At 69.3% G+C, this 17,891-nt stretch carries 16 protein-coding genes; 6 read left to right on the forward strand and 10 right to left on the reverse strand.

The window, feature by feature from the left end; genetic code table 11:
* Nucleotides 1–14: 14 nt before the first annotated feature.
* From QXK92_RS25590 to QXK92_RS25620, 7 genes are all read right to left on the reverse strand, one after another.
* Complete coding sequence (locus QXK92_RS25590) at nucleotides 15–1,247, reverse strand: cytochrome P450 (protein WP_371934597.1); 1,233 nt, start codon at nucleotides 1,245–1,247, stop codon at nucleotides 15–17.
* A gap of 15 nt (nucleotides 1,248–1,262) precedes the next feature.
* Complete coding sequence (locus QXK92_RS25595) at nucleotides 1,263–1,457, reverse strand: ferredoxin (protein ID WP_306246272.1); 195 nt, start codon at nucleotides 1,455–1,457, stop codon at nucleotides 1,263–1,265.
* Complete coding sequence (locus QXK92_RS25600; protein ID WP_306246274.1) at nucleotides 1,454–2,125, reverse strand: TetR/AcrR family transcriptional regulator; 672 nt, start codon at nucleotides 2,123–2,125, stop codon at nucleotides 1,454–1,456. The genes QXK92_RS25595 and QXK92_RS25600 overlap by 4 nt, the downstream gene beginning before the upstream one ends.
* A 46-nt stretch (nucleotides 2,126–2,171) precedes the next feature.
* Nucleotides 2,172–2,582 carry a hypothetical protein gene (locus QXK92_RS25605; protein WP_306246504.1) on the reverse strand — a complete coding sequence of 137 codons (411 nt, stop codon included), beginning with the start codon at nucleotides 2,580–2,582 and terminating at the stop codon, nucleotides 2,172–2,174.
* 5 nt (nucleotides 2,583–2,587) lie between these two features.
* Entirely contained in the window at nucleotides 2,588–3,412 is an 825-nt protein-coding gene (locus QXK92_RS25610; RefSeq protein ID WP_306246276.1) for an SDR family oxidoreductase, read from the reverse strand.
* Between the two features lie 62 nt (nucleotides 3,413–3,474).
* Nucleotides 3,475–4,293: an alpha/beta hydrolase gene (locus tag QXK92_RS25615; protein WP_306246506.1), complete on the reverse strand. Its 819-nt coding sequence runs from the start codon at nucleotides 4,291–4,293 to the stop codon at nucleotides 3,475–3,477.
* A 210-nt stretch (nucleotides 4,294–4,503) separates the two neighbouring features.
* Nucleotides 4,504–5,313: an SDR family NAD(P)-dependent oxidoreductase gene (locus QXK92_RS25620; RefSeq protein WP_306246278.1), complete on the reverse strand. Its 810-nt coding sequence runs from the start codon at nucleotides 5,311–5,313 to the stop codon at nucleotides 4,504–4,506.
* An 85-nt stretch (nucleotides 5,314–5,398) separates the two neighbouring features.
* Here QXK92_RS25620 and QXK92_RS25625 point away from each other — a divergent pair, with 85 nt between their 5' ends.
* From QXK92_RS25625 to QXK92_RS25635, 3 genes are all read left to right on the forward strand, one after another.
* Entirely contained in the window at nucleotides 5,399–8,191 is a 2,793-nt protein-coding gene (locus tag QXK92_RS25625) for a LuxR family transcriptional regulator (RefSeq protein ID WP_306246280.1), read from the forward strand.
* Between the two features lie 122 nt (nucleotides 8,192–8,313).
* The gene (locus QXK92_RS25630; protein ID WP_306246282.1) at nucleotides 8,314–9,084 is read left to right on the forward strand and encodes an SDR family oxidoreductase; all 771 of its coding nucleotides are present in this window, start codon (nucleotides 8,314–8,316) and stop codon (nucleotides 9,082–9,084) included.
* Nucleotides 9,085–9,095: 11 nt separating this feature from the next.
* Nucleotides 9,096–9,818: an SDR family NAD(P)-dependent oxidoreductase gene (locus QXK92_RS25635; RefSeq protein WP_306246283.1), complete on the forward strand. Its 723-nt coding sequence runs from the start codon at nucleotides 9,096–9,098 to the stop codon at nucleotides 9,816–9,818.
* 8 nt (nucleotides 9,819–9,826) lie between these two features.
* On the opposite strand, the gene QXK92_RS25640 is transcribed toward QXK92_RS25635, so the two are convergent.
* Nucleotides 9,827–10,702, reverse strand: a complete 876-nt coding sequence (locus QXK92_RS25640; protein ID WP_306246285.1) for a PPE family protein — start codon at nucleotides 10,700–10,702, stop codon at nucleotides 9,827–9,829.
* A gap of 233 nt (nucleotides 10,703–10,935) precedes the next feature.
* On the reverse strand, nucleotides 10,936–11,544 hold the full coding sequence (locus QXK92_RS25645) for a LuxR family transcriptional regulator (RefSeq protein ID WP_306246287.1): 609 nt from the start codon (nucleotides 11,542–11,544) through the stop codon (nucleotides 10,936–10,938).
* Here QXK92_RS25645 and QXK92_RS25650 point away from each other — a divergent pair.
* The 3 genes from QXK92_RS25650 (at nucleotide 11,543) to QXK92_RS25660 (ending at nucleotide 17,102) form a co-directional block, all read left to right on the forward strand.
* A complete protein-coding gene (locus tag QXK92_RS25650) occupies nucleotides 11,543–12,166 on the forward strand; it encodes a serine hydrolase domain-containing protein (protein WP_306246289.1) in 624 nt (207 codons plus the stop codon). The two genes, QXK92_RS25645 and QXK92_RS25650, sit on opposite strands and share 2 nt — an antisense overlap.
* Before the next feature lie 412 nt (nucleotides 12,167–12,578).
* Nucleotides 12,579–15,335, forward strand: coding sequence for a PE family protein (locus QXK92_RS25655; RefSeq protein WP_306246291.1), 2,757 nt, complete (start codon nucleotides 12,579–12,581; stop codon nucleotides 15,333–15,335).
* Nucleotides 15,336–15,467: 132 nt separating this feature from the next.
* Nucleotides 15,468–17,102: a multicopper oxidase family protein gene (locus QXK92_RS25660; RefSeq protein ID WP_306246293.1), complete on the forward strand. Its 1,635-nt coding sequence runs from the start codon at nucleotides 15,468–15,470 to the stop codon at nucleotides 17,100–17,102.
* Between the two features lies 1 nt (nucleotide 17,103).
* On the opposite strand, the gene QXK92_RS25665 is transcribed toward QXK92_RS25660, so the two are convergent.
* On the reverse strand, nucleotides 17,104–17,874 hold the full coding sequence (locus tag QXK92_RS25665; RefSeq protein ID WP_306246294.1) for a glucose 1-dehydrogenase: 771 nt from the start codon (nucleotides 17,872–17,874) through the stop codon (nucleotides 17,104–17,106).
* Nucleotides 17,875–17,891 lie beyond the last annotated feature (17 nt).

Below are 17,891 nucleotides of genomic sequence, written 5' to 3' on the forward strand. Positions count from 1 at the left end.
TGAGAGTCCTTTCGTTACCAGGTGACCGGCAGTTCGTAGACGCCGTAGGCGAGGCGGTCGTGCTTGAAGGGAATGTCGTCGAGCGCCGCAGCCAGTTGCAGGGTGGGGATGCGGCGGAACAGCGTGCGAAAGACGATCTGCATCTCCGCGCGGGCCAGCTGCTGGCCGACGCACTGATGACGGCCGTAGCCGAAGGCCACGTTGCGGTCGGCACCGGAGCGGTGCAGATATAGGCGTTCGGGTTCGGTGAACGCGTGGGCGTCCCAGTTCGCCGGGGCCAGGTCGATGATGATGCCGTCGCCGGCGCGGATCATCTCGCCGGCGACGGCGATGTCCTCGACGGCAACGCGACGCTGGCCGTTCTGGATGATGCTGAGGTAGCGCAGCAGTTCTTCGACGGCATTGGCCACGATCTTGGGATCGTCGGCGTCACGGATTGCGGGCAACTGGTCCGGGTTTTCCAGCAGCGCAAGCACTCCCAGGCCGAGCATGTTGGCGGTGGTCTCGTGCCCGGCGATCAGCAGTCCGGTAGCCAGCTGCGCCGCCTCCTTCACGCTGAGCTCACCGGCGTTGACCCGCTCGGCCAGATCGGACACGGCATCCTCGGCGGGGGCTTCCATCTTGGCCCGCACCAGGTCGGCCAGGTACTTGTTCAGACTCATCGCGCCTTTGACGGTGTCGTCGCCCGTCGCATAGCGCGCCAGCCCGACATTGGCGTGGTGCTGGAACATTTCGGCATCTTCGTAGGGGACACCGAGCAGCTGGCTGATCACCAGCGAGGGCACCGGCAGCGCGAGAGCGCCGACGATGTCGGCCGGTTTGGGCCCGGCCAGCATCGCGTCGATGTGCTCGTCGGTGATCTGCTGGATGGCGGGCCGCAGTCCCTCTACCCGCCGGAACGTGAAGGGTTTGGACAACATTCGCCGAAATCGGGTGTGCTCCTCGCCGTCTGACGTGAACACCGATCGGGGTCGCTTGTGCACGGTCGCCACCATCCCGGCGTTCCAGTGCGGGAAGCCGGGGACCCGGTCGTCGACGCTGACGCGAGAATCGGAGAACAGCTCGCGGCACTGCTCATATCCCGTGATGAGCCAGGGAGTGCTGCCGTCCCAGATCCGCACGCGCGATAGCGGTCTGGCTTCGGCCAGCGCCAGCACTCCCGGTGGTGGCGCGAACGGGCAGCCGGCCGCACGGGGCATCGGATACTCGGGGACGTCGGCCGGCGTTTCGGTCGAGGTACTCGCCATCGTCTCGGACACGCCTCACTCCTCAATATGGATGGCCAGGGCCGGGCAGAACGCGGCGGCTTTACGGGCGGCCTCGGCCTGATCGGCGGCTGGATTCGGGTTGAGCAGCACCACGACACCGTCCTCGTCGCGCTGGTCGAAGACTTCCGGCGCGTTCATCACGCAGTTGCCCGACGAGGCGCAGACATCCTGATCGACAGTGACTTTCATCGGACCGGCTCGCCATCCGCCAGGGTCACGGGGGCCAGCCACAGGCCGACGATGGCATCGATGAGGCCGGTCGCGGCGGCTCGCCAGGACGGTCGTGGCATCGAGGTGCCTTCGGCCAGCGCACGTTCGAAGTCGGCGCTGGTATGCATCAACAGGTTGCGCGCCATGATGTTTCGCTCGAAGCGGACCGCCACCGGCAGTTCCGGCAGGCAGCTGTTGATGCCGTCGATCACCTGAACCAGTGACGGCGAACTGAGCGCGTCCTTGACCACGATGTTGTGATATGCCGGGTCGGTCATGGCCTGGGCGGCGAAACGGGCGTACCAGGTCGGATTGCCGAGCACCTCCAGATGCTCGGTCAGCGGGCAGACGAGGCAGGCCACCCAGTCCCGCATGCCTGCCGACTCGGGCAGGGCAGCCACCATCTGCTCGCGCAATTGCTCGACGGGTCCGCGATGTTTCTCCTCGATCGCCCGGACCAGGTCGGCCTTGGTGCCGAAGTGATAGCCGACGGCGGCGTTATTGCCTTGCCCCGCGGCCTCGCTGACCTGGCGGTTGGACACCGCAAACACTCCGTGTTCGGCAAACAGTCGCTCGGCGGCGACCAGGATGGCCTCTTGCGTGGAACTTGCCCGCTCGCCGCGAACAGCCCGCCCGACTGTGGTCATAACACCCAGTCAACCGCGCCCATCGCTATTAAGTCAAGCGATTGATTTAAATGACATGACGCCGGTCGGCCCGTCTCCGGTACGCGGCCCACGCCCCCGTGCACCAGAGCGCCCAGACCACCAGCAGCGGCTGGAACAACAGCCGGATACCCCGGGCCAGATCCGAGTCGAGGCCGAAAGCGTTGGCGTGCGAGGTGAATTGGGCGATATTGCCGGGAAATACCAGCACGAAGAAGAGGCCCACCACCCACCCCATAGTGACCTGCCACCGCGTCAGCACCAGCAGGGCCAACCCGAGAACGATCTCCACCACCCCGGACGCGATCACGACGAAGTCGGCGCTCAGCGGCAACCACCGCGGCACCTGGGCATAAAACGAGGTGCGCGCGAAGCTCAGGTGAGCGACTCCGGCAAAAATCAGGAAGCCGCCGAGTGCCAGACGGGCGACGGTCCGAATGTTCACTAGCGTCCGGATTGGAATCGTGCGGTCATCGGACCGAGGATGCGCTGGTAGCCCGTCGGGGCCAGCCGCACCAGCAGGCTGTAGGCCTTGGCGTCCGGCCCCACCACCACCCGCCCCTTCTTCTTTCGGACCGCCTTGAGGATGATCCGCGCGGCCCGCTCGGCACTGGTGATCGCGACCTTGTTGAAGACCCGCACGCCGGCCTCTTTGTCGAGGCCTTCGACATGCCCGGCGTTGGCCGCGATCGCCGTCTTGACGTAGCCGGGGTGGACCACCGTGACCGCGACCGGGTGGCCGGCGACCGCCATCTCCTGGCGCAGCGACTCGGTGAAACCGCGCACCGCGAATTTGGCGGAGTTGTAGGCGGCCTGACCGGGGACGCCGAACAGGCCGAACATGCTGGACATGTTGACGACATGGCCGTCGCCGGATGCGATCAGGTGCGGCAGGAAGGCCTTCGTTCCGTTGACGACGCCCCAGTAGTCGACGTCCATCACTCTTTCGATGTCTTTGAACTGGCTGACCTCGACGTCGCCGAGGAACGCAATGCCCGCGATGTTGTAGATCTGGTGCACGATGCCGAAGTGGGCACTGACCGTGTCGGCGTAGGCGAGGAATGACTCGCGTTCGGTGACGTCGAGGCGGTCCGCCCGCACCGGCGCTCCGATGCGCCGGATCAGTGCCTCGGTCTGCTGGAGGCCCTCGACGTCGACGTCACTGATCGCCAGCCGCGCACCCGATCGGGCCAGTTCCACCGCCAGCGCCCGGCCGATACCCGAACCGGCTCCCGTGACCACCGCGACCTTGCCGGCGAAACCGTCCATGGCTGACCTCCCGACCATCGAGTACACCGCACGTCGATGCACCGATCAATACGATGCGCCGATCAACCGGTCGCCCGCTCGACGTGCATGGCGATGCGGGCGTACGTGTCGCGCGTGACGTCGGCCGCGTTACTCATGATGTTGTAGCCGTGGTCGACCCCGGGCACCTCGAGATACTCGGCCAGCGCTCCGACGGCACCCAGCTTGTCGGCGTATCTGCGGGCTTCGCCGCGAAGCCGGTCGTGTTCGGCCGTGATCACCAGGGCGGGCGCGATGTCCGCAATCCCGTCGGCGTTGCCGCCCCAGGCCGGCGATGCGAGGCGGTCGCGCCGCTGTGCGGGCTCGGGAATGTAGGCGGTGTCGAAGATCTCGCCCATCCACGGCTTCATGATCGCCCGCCGACCGATCGTCGACGGCTTGGCCCCGGTCGGGGTGACCAGGTCAAGCGGTGCGTAATGCAGCACCTGCAGAGCGATGCGGGGGCCGTGGTTCTCCAGCGCCAACCGGGCGGCCGCGGCGCTGAGGTTGCCGCCGGCACTCTGGCCGCCCACGCACAGTCGGGTCCCGTCCCACTCCCGCGCGGGGTCCGCGGCCCAGCACACCACGTCGTAGACCTGTTGCGGCGCAGCGGGAAAGCGGTGAGCGGGAGCCAGCACGTAGTCGACGTTGACCACCACCGCGCCGGTGTTGGCGGCCAGGTACCGGCACCAGGGGTCGTCCTGTTCGGGGTGGCCGATGACGAAGCCGCCGCCGTGGACGTTGACGTAGACCGGCGGCCGCGTCGCCCCGTCAGCCGGGTGATAGAGGACCGCGCGGGCATCGCCGTAGCGGGTCGGGATGCTGACTTGCGATGTGCGACCGGCAATTTCCGGGAAACGCACGGCGGGCTTCGGAGCCGGGCGCACGGCGGCGGCGAACACCCGCGCCAGCGCGTCGGCGACAACGTGATTCGATAGCAGCGACAATGATCAATCCCTCCCCCGGCGTCAGACTCTACATTGCCATAGCCGGGCGACCGCCCTCCGCCGAGCGTGAAGTGTGGGCGGTGAAACCGCCAAAACGCCGCCGTGAGTTCACGTTCGGCGTGAACGTCAGGACGGCTGCCGACGCGGCCTGTTCACCTTGCCCGCGACGGTTCCGCCGTCGACCGGAAGAACCGTGCCGGTGACGTACCGCGATCGGTCGGTGGCGAAATACAGGGCCGCCTCGGCGACGTCGTCGGGTGTGCCTTCGCGCTTTAGCGGCCGGTCGTCACGCATTCCCTGCCGGATCCGGGCCTCGAAGCGTTCTAGTTCCGCAGGATCGAGATCCCCAGCCGACGAGGCCAGGATCGGTGTCGGGATATTACCCGGCGCGATCGCGTTGACGCGAATCTCGTTCTGGGCCAACTCGATTGCAGCTGATTTGGTGAACTGGATGACCGCGGCCTTGGATGCCCGGTACACCATCACACCGCCGCCCGCCTGAATGCCGCCGATCGAAGTTACGTTGACGATGGAGCCGCCGCCATGAACGGCCATGTGCCGCGCGGCATCTCGGGTTCCGGCCATCACTCCCAGGACGTTGACCCCCATGACCCGGTGGAAGTCGGAGAGGTCGTCGTCGAGCAGACGGCGCAGCGTGCCCGATACTCCGGCGTTGTTCACCATGACGTGCAGACCGCCGAACTTGGCCACCGTGGCCGCCACCAGAGCGCCGACTTCGCCGGGTTCGGAGACGTCCGTGCGCACGAAGAACGCGTCCGGCCCCAGGGCGGCAGCCAGTGCCTCGCCTCCGTCGGCGTCGACGTCGGCGATGACTACGCGCGCACCCTCGGCAGCGAAGCGCTGGGCTATCCCACGGCCGAGGCCCGACGCCGCTCCGGTGACGACCGCGACCTTCCCCAGCAATTCGTTGACCACTCGTCGAGTTAATCGGGGCCGCCACATTAAGTCAAGCAGTTGATTTAAACCATTCGCGCTGGAGGTCGGTAAGGTCAACGTTCAGGTGAACAACACTGTTCAAGCACTGCGTTTACGGGGGCGGCGCGCGGAATGCACGGCCCTGGAACGCCTGACGTCCCATGCCCGCTCCGGCGAGAGCCAGGTGCTCGTCCTGCGCGGCGAAGCCGGCATCGGCAAGACAGCGCTGCTGGACTTCGTCGCCGAATGCGCACAGGGTTTCCGGACCGCCCGCGTGTCGGGCGTGGAATCGGAGATGGAACTCGCGTTCGCCGCGCTGCACCAGCTCTGCCTGCCGTTGCTGGACTGTCTCGAGGAGTTGCCGGCGCCGCAGCGCGAGGCACTCGACATTGCCCTGGGCCGTAGCGCCGGTCCCGCTCCGGACCGTTTCCTGATCGGCCTCGCCGTGCTGAACCTGATCGGGAGTTCCAGCCAGGCCAGACCGCTGCTGGTCCTGGTGGACGATGCGCAGTGGATCGACCGCGTGTCGGCCCAGACGTTGGCGTTTGTCGCCCGCCGCCTGGTCGCCGAACCCGTGTGCCTGGTCTTTGCCATCCGCGACGGGCTCGGCAACGACGAGTTGACCGGCCTCGCCGAACTCAGGTTGCAGGGACTGAACTCCAGCGACGCGCGCGCGTTGCTGGACTCGGCTGTCCTGGGCCGGCTGGACAACCAGGTGCGCGACCGCATCGTCGCGGAGACCCGCGGCAATCCCCTGGCTCTGCTCGAGCTGCCGAAAGGCTTGACGACTGAAGAGTTGGCCGGCGGATTCGGGCCACCGGATCCGCGGCCGCTGGCCGGTCAGATCGAGCACACCTTCCTGCGGCGGATCGAACAATTGTCCGGCCACACTCAGCAATTGCTGCTGGTCGCCGCGGCGGAACCGGTCGGTGACGCGGCGCTGTTGAGACGGGCCTCCGATGCGCTGGGTCTACCGCACGATGCGGCCGCGGCCGCCGAGGCCGCAGGACTGATCGACGTCGCCACGACGGTGCGGTTCCGTCACCCGCTGGTGCGGTCTGCCGCCTACCGGGCGGCGGGCCCGATCGAGCGCCGGCGTGCGCACCGGGCGCTGGCCGAGGCCACCGACGGTGCAGTCGATCCGGACCGTCGCGCCTGGCACCTGGCGATCGCCGCGAACGGCCCAGACGAGGCCATCGCGGTTCAACTGGAACGCTCCGCCGAACGCGCGCAGGCCAGAGGCGGGGTGGCGGCCGCCGCGGCATTCCTGGAACGAGCCACTCAACTGACCGACGACCCGGTCCGCCGCGCGACCCGGGCGCTCGCGGCGGCCCAGGCCAAGCGGGACGCAGCCGCGTTCGACGCGGCCGACGAGCTGCTGACCATCGCGGAGTCGGGCGCCTCGCTGGACGATCTGCAGCGCGCCTGCCTGTCGCGCTTGCGCGCTCAGATCGCGTTCGCCCGCAGCCGCAGCGGCGACGCCGACGCCCCAACGGTGTCCGATTCCGCCGTCGGCCTGCTCGATGCCGCGCGCCAGCTCGCCGGACTCGATGTCGCACAGTCGCGGGAGACCTATTTAGAGGCGGTGGGGGCGGCTCTGTTCGGCGGACGGCTCTGCCCGCACGGCGGCATCCGGATGACAGCGGCTGCCGCCCGCGCCGCCCCGCCGGGGCCGGAACCGGCGCGGGCGGTCGACCTGCTGCTGGACGGGATCGCCATCCGCGCCACCGCCGGTCACGCCGCGAGCCTGTCGACGCTGCGGGACGCGCTCGCCCGGATCCGCACCGCGGCCGCGGCCGGTGACGAGGGCGTCATGGGGTGGTTCTGGCAGGCCTTCCCGATCGTGCAGGAGTCGGCGGCGCACGAAGTCTGGGACGACGAGGTCTGGCACCAGCTTGCCGCCCACGCGGTCCGTCTCGCTCGGGACGCCGGCGCACTGGCCGTTCTGCCGCTGGCGCTGGTCTACCGCGCCGGGGTACACGTCCAGGCGGGTGAGTTCGCCGCTGCCACCGCGCTCATCGAGGAAGCCGACGCGATCACCACCGCCACCGGCTACGCGCCGGTCAAGTATCACTCGGTATTGCTGGCGGCCCTGCGCGGCATCGAGTCGGACGCGTTGAGCCTGATCGAGTCGGCGCGTCACGACGGCACCGCCCGGGGCGAGGGGCGGGTGGTCGGCCTGACGAACTTCGCTGTCGCCGTGCTCTACAACGGCCTGGGCCGCTACGAAGATGCCTTGGCCGCCGCGCGACAGGCGTGTGAGGACGAGGACCTGGGCCTGTTCGGCTGGTGCCTGATCGAGCTCGTCGAAGCCGGTGCGCGAAGCGGGGACGTCCAGGCCGCCCGGGACGCGCTGGCGCAACTGGAAGAGCGCGCGCAAAACAGCCGAACAGATTGGGCGACAGGGGTTCTGGCCCGATCGCAGGCTTTGCTGGCGGACGACAGGAAGGCCGAAAGGTTTTATCTGCAGGCGATCGAGTGCCTGGGCAACACCCGGATCGCCGTCCAGCTGGCCCGCGCTCATCTCGTCTACGGCGAATGGTTGCGCCGCTGCAATCGCCGCGTCGATGCCCGCGCCCAGCTGCACACCGCCCATGAGATGTTCAGCCGGATGGGCGCGCACGCCTTCGCCGAACGGGCTCGCCGCGAGTTGCTGGTCACCGGACAGAAGGTGAGCAAGCGCTCGAGTGCGCCGGCCGGTGAGCTCACTGCGCAGGAGTCGCAGATTGCCAAGCTGGCCGGTGCGGGGCTGACCAACCCCGAGATCGCCGCGCAGTTGTTCATCAGCACCCACACCGTTGAGTGGCACCTGCGAAAGGTGTTCGCCAAGCTCGGCATCAAGTCGCGCCGCCAACTACGCAACACGGCCATGGACTGACCAGGGACTGACTGACTAGGGACAGTCAAGTAACTGACTACGGACTTTCAAGGGCTCGACCGGCCCGGTGGCCGGGTCATGCTGAGGACGCCAGTTCATCGGGAATCTTGGAAGGCGGGGCAATGAAGATTTTGGTTATCGGCGGTACTGGGCTGATCGGGTCGCAGGTGGTCGCCAACCTCACCGAGCTGGGGCACGAAGCCGTGCCTGCCTCGCCGAGTTCGGGGGTCAACAGTGTGACCGGCGAAGGCGTCGCCGACGCGATAACCGGCGCCGACGTCGTGGTGGACGTGTCCAACGCGCCCTCGTGGGCCGACGACGAGGTGATGAACTTCTTCACCACTTCGACCCGGAATCTGCTGGAGGCCGAGCAGGCTGCCGGCGTCAAGCATCACCTCGCACTGTCGATCGTCGGCACCGACCGGGTACCGGCGAGTGGTTACCTGCGAGCCAAGGCGGCCCAAGAGAAGCTGATCACCGAATCCGGGGCGCCGTACTCGATCGTGCGGGCGACCCAGTTCTTCGAATTCGCCTTGGGCATCGCCGATTCGGCGACCGAGGGCAACACGGTGCGCCTGTCGCACGAGGCGGCCATCCAGCCGATCGCCGCCCGGGACGTCGCCACGGCGGTTACCCGCGCGGCAGTGGCAGAGCCGCTCAACGGCATCACCAACATCGCCGGGCCGGACAAGTTCGGCATGGACGACCTGGCCCGGATCGCGCTGGCCGCCCACGGCGACTCGCGCGAGGTGGTCACCGACCCGTCGGCCGAATACTTCGGCGCTCAGCTCGACGGCCGCAGCATCGTTCCGGTTGAGGGCGAAGAGCTGACCATCTACGAGACCCGCTTCAACGAGTGGGCCCCGGCTCACCTGACCAGCCCGGCGCGCTGAGGGTCACGTCGATGGAACTGATCGACCAGACGGCGGTCGTCACCGGGGGAACGGCCGGCATCGGGCTGGAATCCGCGCGGCTGCTCGCCAGCGAGGGCGCCACCGTCGTCATCTCGGGTCGCGACCGCGCCCGCGGTGAGCGGGCGGTCGAGGCCATCGGCCGGAACGCACGGTTTGTTCAGGCCGACATGGCCGACGCGGAGTCGGTCAATGCGCTCGTGCAGCAGTGCGGCCAAGTCGACATCATCGTCAACAACGCCGCCAGCTTCCCGTCGGCGCTGACGGTCGATCAGGACCCGCACACCCTCGCGGCGATGTTCGACACCAACGTCCGCGGCGCCTACTTCCTGGTCGCGGGCCTGGTGCCGGGCATGTTGCAGCGCGGCCGGGGCAGCGTCGTCAACATCACCAGCATGGCCGCCTTCAAGGGCATTCCGGGCGCGTCCGGCTACAGCGCCTCCAAGGCCGCGCTGGAATCCCTGACGCGGACCTGGGCCGCGGAGTTTGGAGCGAGTGGGGTGCGGGTCAACAGCGTGGCGCCCGGCCCCACCCGCACCGCCGGCGTCGCCGCCGAATGGGGTGAGATCAACGACGAACTCGGCAAGGCGCTGCCGCTGGGCCGCACCGCCTACGCGGCCGAGATCGCGGAGGCGGTGCTGTTCCTCAGTTCGCCGCGGGCCAGCTTCATCACCGGCTCGACCCTGCACGTGGACGGTGGCGGCGCGGCGGTCTGACCCGCCGCTCAGGCGATGGCCCGGACCGCACCCATCGCCACGCCGCCCCAGCCGGGCGGCACCACCAGTCGGCCGACCACCACGCCCCGTCCGAATGCCGCAGCCGTTCGAGCCGGCTCGGCCAGCGTGGGCGCTGTGCCGGCCGCGGTCATGCTGCGCGGCGAGCTGATGGCCGAGGCGAACGCCCGCACGGGGGAGGCGAATTTGCACTGTCGCAGCAACCGGGCGATCACCGAATTCGCCGCCGCCGAGCGCACCGGACGGGCCAGGCTGCGCAACGCCTGGGGTATCGCCGGCATCGCGGGAGCCGCCAACTCCGGCGCTTCGTCGTCGTCGCCGGATCCCATCAGCGCCGGCATGTTGTAGCCGAGCGTCGGAGGCTCCAGCGACGGCAGTGCGGCGGCGGTCGACGAGGCCGCCGCGTAGCGATACATCGCCGCGGCGTCCTGCGCCCACATCTCGCCGTACTCGGCTTCCAGGGCGGCAATCTCCGGGGTGTCGTGACCGGTCGGGTTGGTGGCGGCGAGCGCGGAACGCCGCGCGCGGTTGGACGCGATGGCCGCCGGCGGCACGACGGCGGCAAAGGCGTCTTCGAAGGCACCGGCGGCCGACCTGGCCTGACCGGCGATCTCGTCCGCCTTCGCGGCGGTACGGGTGAGCCAGCGTAGATACGGCGCGACGGCCAGGGTCATCGCCTCCGCCGCCGAGCCCTGCCAGCCATCGGCGTTCAGCGTCGCGATGGCCGTGCGGTATGAGGACACCGTGCCGTAGAGCTCGTCGGCGAGCCGCTCCCAGGCGTCGGCCGCCTCCAGCATCGAGCGGGAGCGTGGGCCGTCGTACATGCGCGCGGAGTTGACCTCCGGGGGCACTTCTGCGAAATCCATTCCGTCACCTCCGCGCGTGGGCACCGGCTGGGCCGCGCACACCCCAGTCCCGTTGCTGCCGTGGTCAAGTCGCGGCGAGCGGCCGTGCCCCGTCAACTCGGTTGTTCGTCATCATGCGGTGCGCCGGTTACCCGGAGCCCCGGATTGGTGTTCATCTTTCGTTAACCTTGGGTTAAGTCAACGTTAGCCTACCCCCGGCCAGGCCGGTGGACCTCACATGAGACTCAAACGAGCTAGGTTTGCCGCACCGTCTCCTGAGCGAGCTGCACCCGCGACGTCAACCCCAATTTGGTGTACACGTGCGTCAAGTGCGCTTGCACCGTGCGGGGCGAAATGAACAGCCGCTCCGCGATGTCCTTGTTCGTCAGTCCGTCACTCACCAGTCGGGCCACGTCGAGCTCCGTGGGAGTCAGGGACGCCCAGCCGGTTGCGGGGCGCTTACGCTCCCCGCGCCCGCGCAGCGCATAACCGATGACATCGTCGGTCGACAGAGCCGCACCCTCGGCCCACGCCGATTCAAAGTCGTTGTTCCCCAATTCTTTCCGGCAACCGGTGAGCAACGCCGAATACGCGGCCTGGTAGAGCGGGAATCGAAATTCGCCGGTTCGGTGCCGCATGGCGTCGGCCGCTCCGAGCAGCCGGGCCGCGTCGGTGTGGCTTCCGGTGTCTACCGCCAGCCGGGCGAGCAGCTCCAAGGTCGAAGGCACCGCCAGACAGCACCCTTTGTCGGCGGCGATCGACACGGCTTGCCGGGCATCGCGCCGGGCCTGCTCGCGCTCGCCACGGTCCGCTGCGACGTAAGCCCGGATGCTGAGAGCAAACAACTTGTGCCAGCCCGACATGGTGGCGACGGCCGTCCGCGCAGAAATCGCGCGTCCGCTGGGCGCCGACATCCAGATCGGTGCGCTACCGGAGGACGACAGCCGCATCGCCGAGCTGATCCCGCCCCCGCCCCTGGACGTGCCCCTGGACGCGGTGCCCGAGGACCATCCGATGCGCAAGACGTTCGGAATGCTCGCGCCGAACGCGGAAGCCGCGCTGACGGCCCAGACCACTGCGTGGCGCCGCGCGGACATCGGCGCGGCCAACGGTCACGGCAATGCCCGCTCACTGGTGCGCGCATTGTCGGCGATCTCGTTGGGCGGCGAAGCCGGCGGGGTCCGACTGCTGCAGCCCGGCACCATCGATCTGATATTCCGGGAGCAGGCCAACGGCATCGACCTGGTACTCGGTATGCCCGCCCGCTGGGGCATCGGCTTCGCTCTCCCGAAAGCCGAAGCGGTACCCGATATCCCGGACGGCAGGATTTGCTACTGGGGCGGCTGGGGCGGCTCGATGGTGGTGATGGACACCGATCGCCAGATGACGTTCTCCTACGTGATGAACAAGATGGGGCAGGTGACCTCGGCAGGGTCCGACCGAACACAGAAGTACACCCGGCTGATCTACGAGACGGTCCGGTGAGCGGCGGCGCGCTACTCGAACGCGCCGCGCGCGGCAGTCGACCTCGGCAGAGCAAGGCATCTTCGCGAGCAGCGCGGCGCGCACGAGGCGTGGTTCAGACCGCGGGGCCGTGCACGTGAGGACCGACGCGTGAACATCGCGCCCGCGATGTCAAAGGCCAGAACGATTACGCCAAAGATGTTCAGCAAATAGGCATCTAGTCCGTCAACGTTCATTTCGCACCGAGAATATAATTTAAATCGCCCTGATTTGCGTAAATGATTGCAGCACAGTGATTCTGACGCGTCTCCGCCGCCAGTAAACCGACATTCGAAGCGCCATGGTCAGCCAATCTGCAAAAAGCTCCCAGCAGTCCACAATGGAGCGGTACTCTTTGCCCGCCGAATTGTCGTGGCCCATCGGGAGGTCGAATATGTCGTTCGCATTCGTGGTACCGGACATGTTGGGAACAGCGGCCACCGATCTGGCCAGTCTCAGCTCGGCGCTGAGCGCGGCTAACGGCGCGGCCGCGGCTCGGACGACGGGGGTCCTGGCCGCAGCGGGTGACGAGGTTTCGAGGGCGATCGCGGCCCTGTTTTCCGACCATGGACAGCGCTACCAAGAGATCAGTGCCCAGGCGGCGTCTTTTCAGGGGGCGTTTGAGCACGCGATGAATTCGGCTGCGGGCCGATATGCTGCCGCCGACGCGGCAGCGGCATCACCACTGCAGAGCCTGCTCGACGCGATCAACACACCCGTGCAGGCCGCCACCGGACGGCCACTGATCGGCAACGGCGCCAACGGGGCCCCGGGAACTGGAGCTGCGGGCGGGGCCGGCGGGTGGTTCTACGGCAACGGTGGTGCCGGCGGGTCGGGCGCGCCGTCGACCACGGGAGACGGCGGTGCCGGAGGGGCCGGCGGCGTCGCCGGACTGATCGGTTCCGGCGGCGCCGGCGGCGCCGGCGGGTCCTCCTCGGTTGGTCTCAGTGGAGCGGGCGGCGCCGGCGGCAACGCCGTGTTGTTCGGGGCCGGAGGGGCCGGCGGCGCGGGCGGGATCGGCCAATTCGGCTCAGCCGGTGTCGGCGGTGCCGGTGGGGCCGGAGGCAACGCAGGCCTGCTCTTCGGCGCCGCTGGGGCCGGCGGGGCCGGTGGCCTCACCCCGACCTCCGGACCGGGCGGCGCCGGTGGGGCCGGCGGAATGGGCGGCCTGTTCAGCGGCGGCGGGACCGGTGGCGCCGGCGGACAGGGCGCCGCCGCCGTTGGCGGGGCCGGCGGGGCCGGCGGCGCCGGCGGGCTGTTCGCCGACGGCGGGACTGGCGGCACAGGAGGGACCGGCAGCGCCGCAAACGGCGGAGCCGGCGGAGCCGGAGGGCCGGGCGGGTGGTTTGGCGCGGGCGGCAACGGCGGCGGCGGCGGCAACAGCCCGCTGTTCGCTGTGGGCGGTGACGGCGGCGCCGGTGGTCATGCCGGCATGTTCGCGTTCGCCGCCGGGGGCACCGGCGGCGCGGGCGGATTCGGTGGAACCGGCGGGGCCGGGGGGGCCGGGGGAAACGGCGGTCCGCTGTTCGGCGACGGCGGCGCCGGAGGTGCCGGCGGCAATGGAGACATCGGCGGGCATGGCGGGGCAGGCGGGGGTGCCGGCGCTCTGGCCGGCTCGGGTGGCGCCGGAGGCTCCGGCGGCTTCACGAACGCCGCCATCAACGTGGGCGGGGCGGGCGGCAGTGGCGGTAAGGCTGGGCTCATCGGCAACGGCGGTAACGGCGGCAGCGGCGGAGCCACACGGACGCTGGGCACCGGCGGGGCGGGTGGCAGTGGGGGCAACGCCGTGGCTATCGGCAACGGCGGCAACGGCGGCAACGGCGGGACCGGTGTGACCGCGGGCGCCACCGGCGCCGGGGGCATCAGCGGCATCCTGCTGGGCGCCGACGGATCCAACGCGCCGGCCAGTGGTGCCCCGCTGCACACGCTGCAGCAACAAATCCTCGCCGCGATCAACGCGCCTACCCAGGCACTGACGGGACGGCCCCTGATCGGCAACGGCGCCAACGGGGCGCCGGGGACCGGGGCGGCCGGCGGCCCTGGCGGGTGGGTATTCGGCAACGGCGGCAATGGCGCGTCCGGCACCGCGGGCTCTCCTGGCGGGGCGGGCGGCGCCGGCGGGGCGGGCGGGATCCTGTTCGGCGCTGGCGGTGCCGGCGGGGCCGGCGGGGCCGGCGGGGCAGGCGGAACCGGCGGGGCAGGCGGCGCCGGCGGGGCTGGCGCCTTTCTTGGCGCCGGCGGAACTGGCGGAGCGGGTGGCCCCACTTCCCTGGTCTTCGGAGCGACCGGAGGCGTCGGCGGCCCCGGCGGCAACGCCGGTTTGCTACGAGGTGCCGCGGGAGTCGGCGGGGCCGGCGGTTCGGGCTCCTTGGGTGGAGCGGGCGGGGCCGGCGGAGCCGGCGGGTTGTTCGTGGCCGGCGGAGCCGGGGGGTCCGGTGGCTTCGGGTTCTCTGGGCCCGGCGGAACCGGCGGGGCCGGTGGGGCCGGTGGACTGTTCGGTGCCGGAGGCGAGGGCGGAGCCGGGGGCAGCGGCACCACCGGCGGGGCGGGCGGTAACGCCGGCGCCGCCGGGCTGTTCGGTGCCGGCGGCAACGGCGGGGCCGGCGGGTTCGGCTCGCTCACCGGCGGACACGGGGGGACGGGCAGCAACGCCGGCCTCCTCGCTGTGGGTGCCAGCGGTGGCGGGGGCGGCGCGGGTGGCAGCGCCGCCAGTGGCGGCTCCAGCGCGGGAGCGGGCGGGACGGGCGGAGACGCCGGGATGTTGGCGGGTTCCGGTGGCGCAGGCGGTGCCGGCGGATTCAACGGCAATGGCATCGGTGGGCAGGGTGGCGCGGGAGGCAACGCCGGACTGCTCATCGGCGCCGGCGGAGCTGGCGGCGCCGGCGGGGCCAACGGCGGCACAACGCTCCCCGGCGGAACGGGTGGCGCCGGCGGCAAGGCCGGGCTCATCGGCAATGGCGGGGACGCGGGCGCGGGCGGCGAGGCCGACGGCAAGGCCGGTGGCAGCGGCGGACTCGGCGGCAACGCCGTGCTGATCGGCGTAGGCGGCAACGGCGGCAACGGCGGAATCGGCACACCCGACGGCGACGGCGGCGCCGGCGGAACCGGCGGCCTGCTGCTCGGCGCGGACGGACTCACAGGCTGGTCGTAGCCGGGTTCGACGCTATTCGTGTTGTTCACCTCGCGCTGGCACGATGCCCACGGGAACCGGTTGCCAACCATCCAGGTGATGAGCAGGGTGGAGGGCGGTGAACGTCCGACGAATCCGGGGAGGGAGCAGTCAATGCCGGCAATGCCGATGAGCGGTGAGCCATTTGACCGGGCAAGCCTCAGCAGGCGGGGCTTCCTCGCCGCCGGAATCGCCGGTGGATTCGCACTGGCCGGATGCAGTCAGTCGAAGTCGTCGAGTTCGCCGATGACCGCGGCGATCGACGCGGCCGAGGCCGCCCGTCCCCACAGCGGACGCACGGTGACCGCCAGCCTGACACCGCAAGCCGCGAAGGTCGATATCGGCGGCCGGATCGTCGACACGCTGGCCTACGGAGACGCCATTCCGGGGCCGGTACTGCGCGCCAGCGTGGGCGACGAGGTCGTCGTCTCCGTCTCCAACAAGCTCGACCACCCGACGTCGGTCCATTGGCATGGCATCGCGCTACGCAACGATATGGACGGCGCCGAACCGGCCACCCCGAATATCCCTGCGGGACAGGACTTCACGTATCGGTTCTCGGTGCCTTACTCCGGCACCTACTGGGCGCATCCGCATACCGGACTGGACGGCGACAAGGGCCTTTACCTTCCGTTCATCGTCGACGACCCGACCGAGCTGGGCCGCTACGACACCGAATGGATTGTCGTTCTGGACGATTGGACGGACGGCGTGGGCAAGTCCCCGCAGCAGCTGTACGACGCCCTGATCAACAAGCCGCCGGCGCCGGAGACCCCCGCATCCACCTCCCCGACCACCACCACCTCATCGCCGTCGACGACCGGCAGAACCCCCACCGGCACTTCCACTTCTGCATCATCCAGTTCCGCAACGTCGACCCCTGCCGGCCCGACCACCACCATGCCGGGGATGCCTGGCATGGGTGAGGTGGGTAAGAGCGACCTGCTCGGCGGCGACGCCGGGGACATCGCCTACCCCTACTACCTGATCAACGGACGGATTCCCGAAGCAGCAACCACGTTCAACGCGAAGCCCGGTCAGCGAATCCGGATTCGCATCATCAACACCGGCTCGGACACCGCCTTTCGCGTGGCGTTGGCGGGGCATTCGATGACCGTCACCCACACTGACGGCTTCCCGGTGATCCCGACACAGGTCGACGCCTTACTGGTGGGTATGGCTGAGCGCTATGACGTCATCGTGACCGCCGCCGACGGAGTCTTCCCACTGGTCGCCTCTGCCGAAGGGAAAAACGCCGTGGGCCGGGCGTTGCTGGTGACCGGCAAGGGCAGCGCACCCGACCCGCAGTTCCGCCCCGGCGAACTCACCCGCCGGGTGGGCACCGTCGAGATGTTCACCGCGGTGACCGCCGCCAATCTGGGTCGTCCCGATCCGACCCTGAACCTCCCTGTCGTACTCGGCGGCACGATGGCCAAGTACGACTGGACGATCAACGGTGAGCCGTACAGCAGGACCAAGCCATTGCACGTGCGGGAGGGCCAGCACGCGACCCTCAACTTCGACAACGCCACCATGATGTGGCACCCGATACATCTGCACAGCCACACTTTTCAGGTGATCAGACCCGACGGCACGCTCGGCGCCCGCAAGGACACCGTGATCGTCCTGCCCAATCAGAAGCTGAGCGCCGTTCTGGTGGCCGACAATCCGGGAACCTGGGTCATGCACTGCCACAACACTTATCACCAGGAGGCCGGCATGCAGACGCGGATCGACTACGTGTTCTGAGCTACTGTCCCATGACGTATTTCATGGTCGGCCCGGCCGTCCAGCCACCGTCGACCGCGATCTCCGCCCCGGTGGTGTATGCGGCATCGTCGGACAGCAGATAGCAGACGGCACCGGCGATTTCATCGGGTACGCCGATGCGGCCCATCGGGACGTTGGGATAGTTGCCCTCACCCACCCGAACTCCGACCGGTTCGGTCATCGGCGTGTGGGTCATGCCCGGGTGTACGGAGTTGACGCGGATGCGGTCACCGGCGAGCTCGACCGCGGCGACCTTCGTCAGGCCGCGCACCCCCCACTTCGACGCACCGTAGCCGGCGGTGAACGCGAGCCCGAAAAGGCCCGCCGCAGAGGAGATGTTGACAATGGAGCCACCGCCGGCGGCCCGCATCGCGGGAATCACGGCCTGGATTCCGTTGAACACGCCTACCAGGTTGACCTCCAGCACCGCCCGGAAGTGGTCGACGGGTTCATGCTCGATGAACTGACCGGTCGACACTCCGGCATTGTTGACCAAACCGTCGAGGCGGCCGAAAGCGTCGGTGGCGTGCTGCACCGCTTGGGTCCATTGCGCCGGATCGGTCACATCGAGGTGGACGAAAAGCGCTGAGGTGCCGTGTTCGTCCGCCAGGGACCTGCCCTCGTCATCGAGCACATCGGCGATCACCACGCGTCCACCCCGTGCGACGACCCAGTTGCCGAAGGCGGCGCCGAGCCCCCGGGCGCCACCGGTGACGAGGACGACCTTGCCGGCCAGCTGGGTCGAAGACATCTGCGAACTCTCCTGTG

Source organism: Mycobacterium sp. TY815, from assembly GCF_030755135.1.
Classification (GTDB): Bacteria; Actinomycetota; Actinomycetes; order Mycobacteriales; family Mycobacteriaceae; genus Mycobacterium.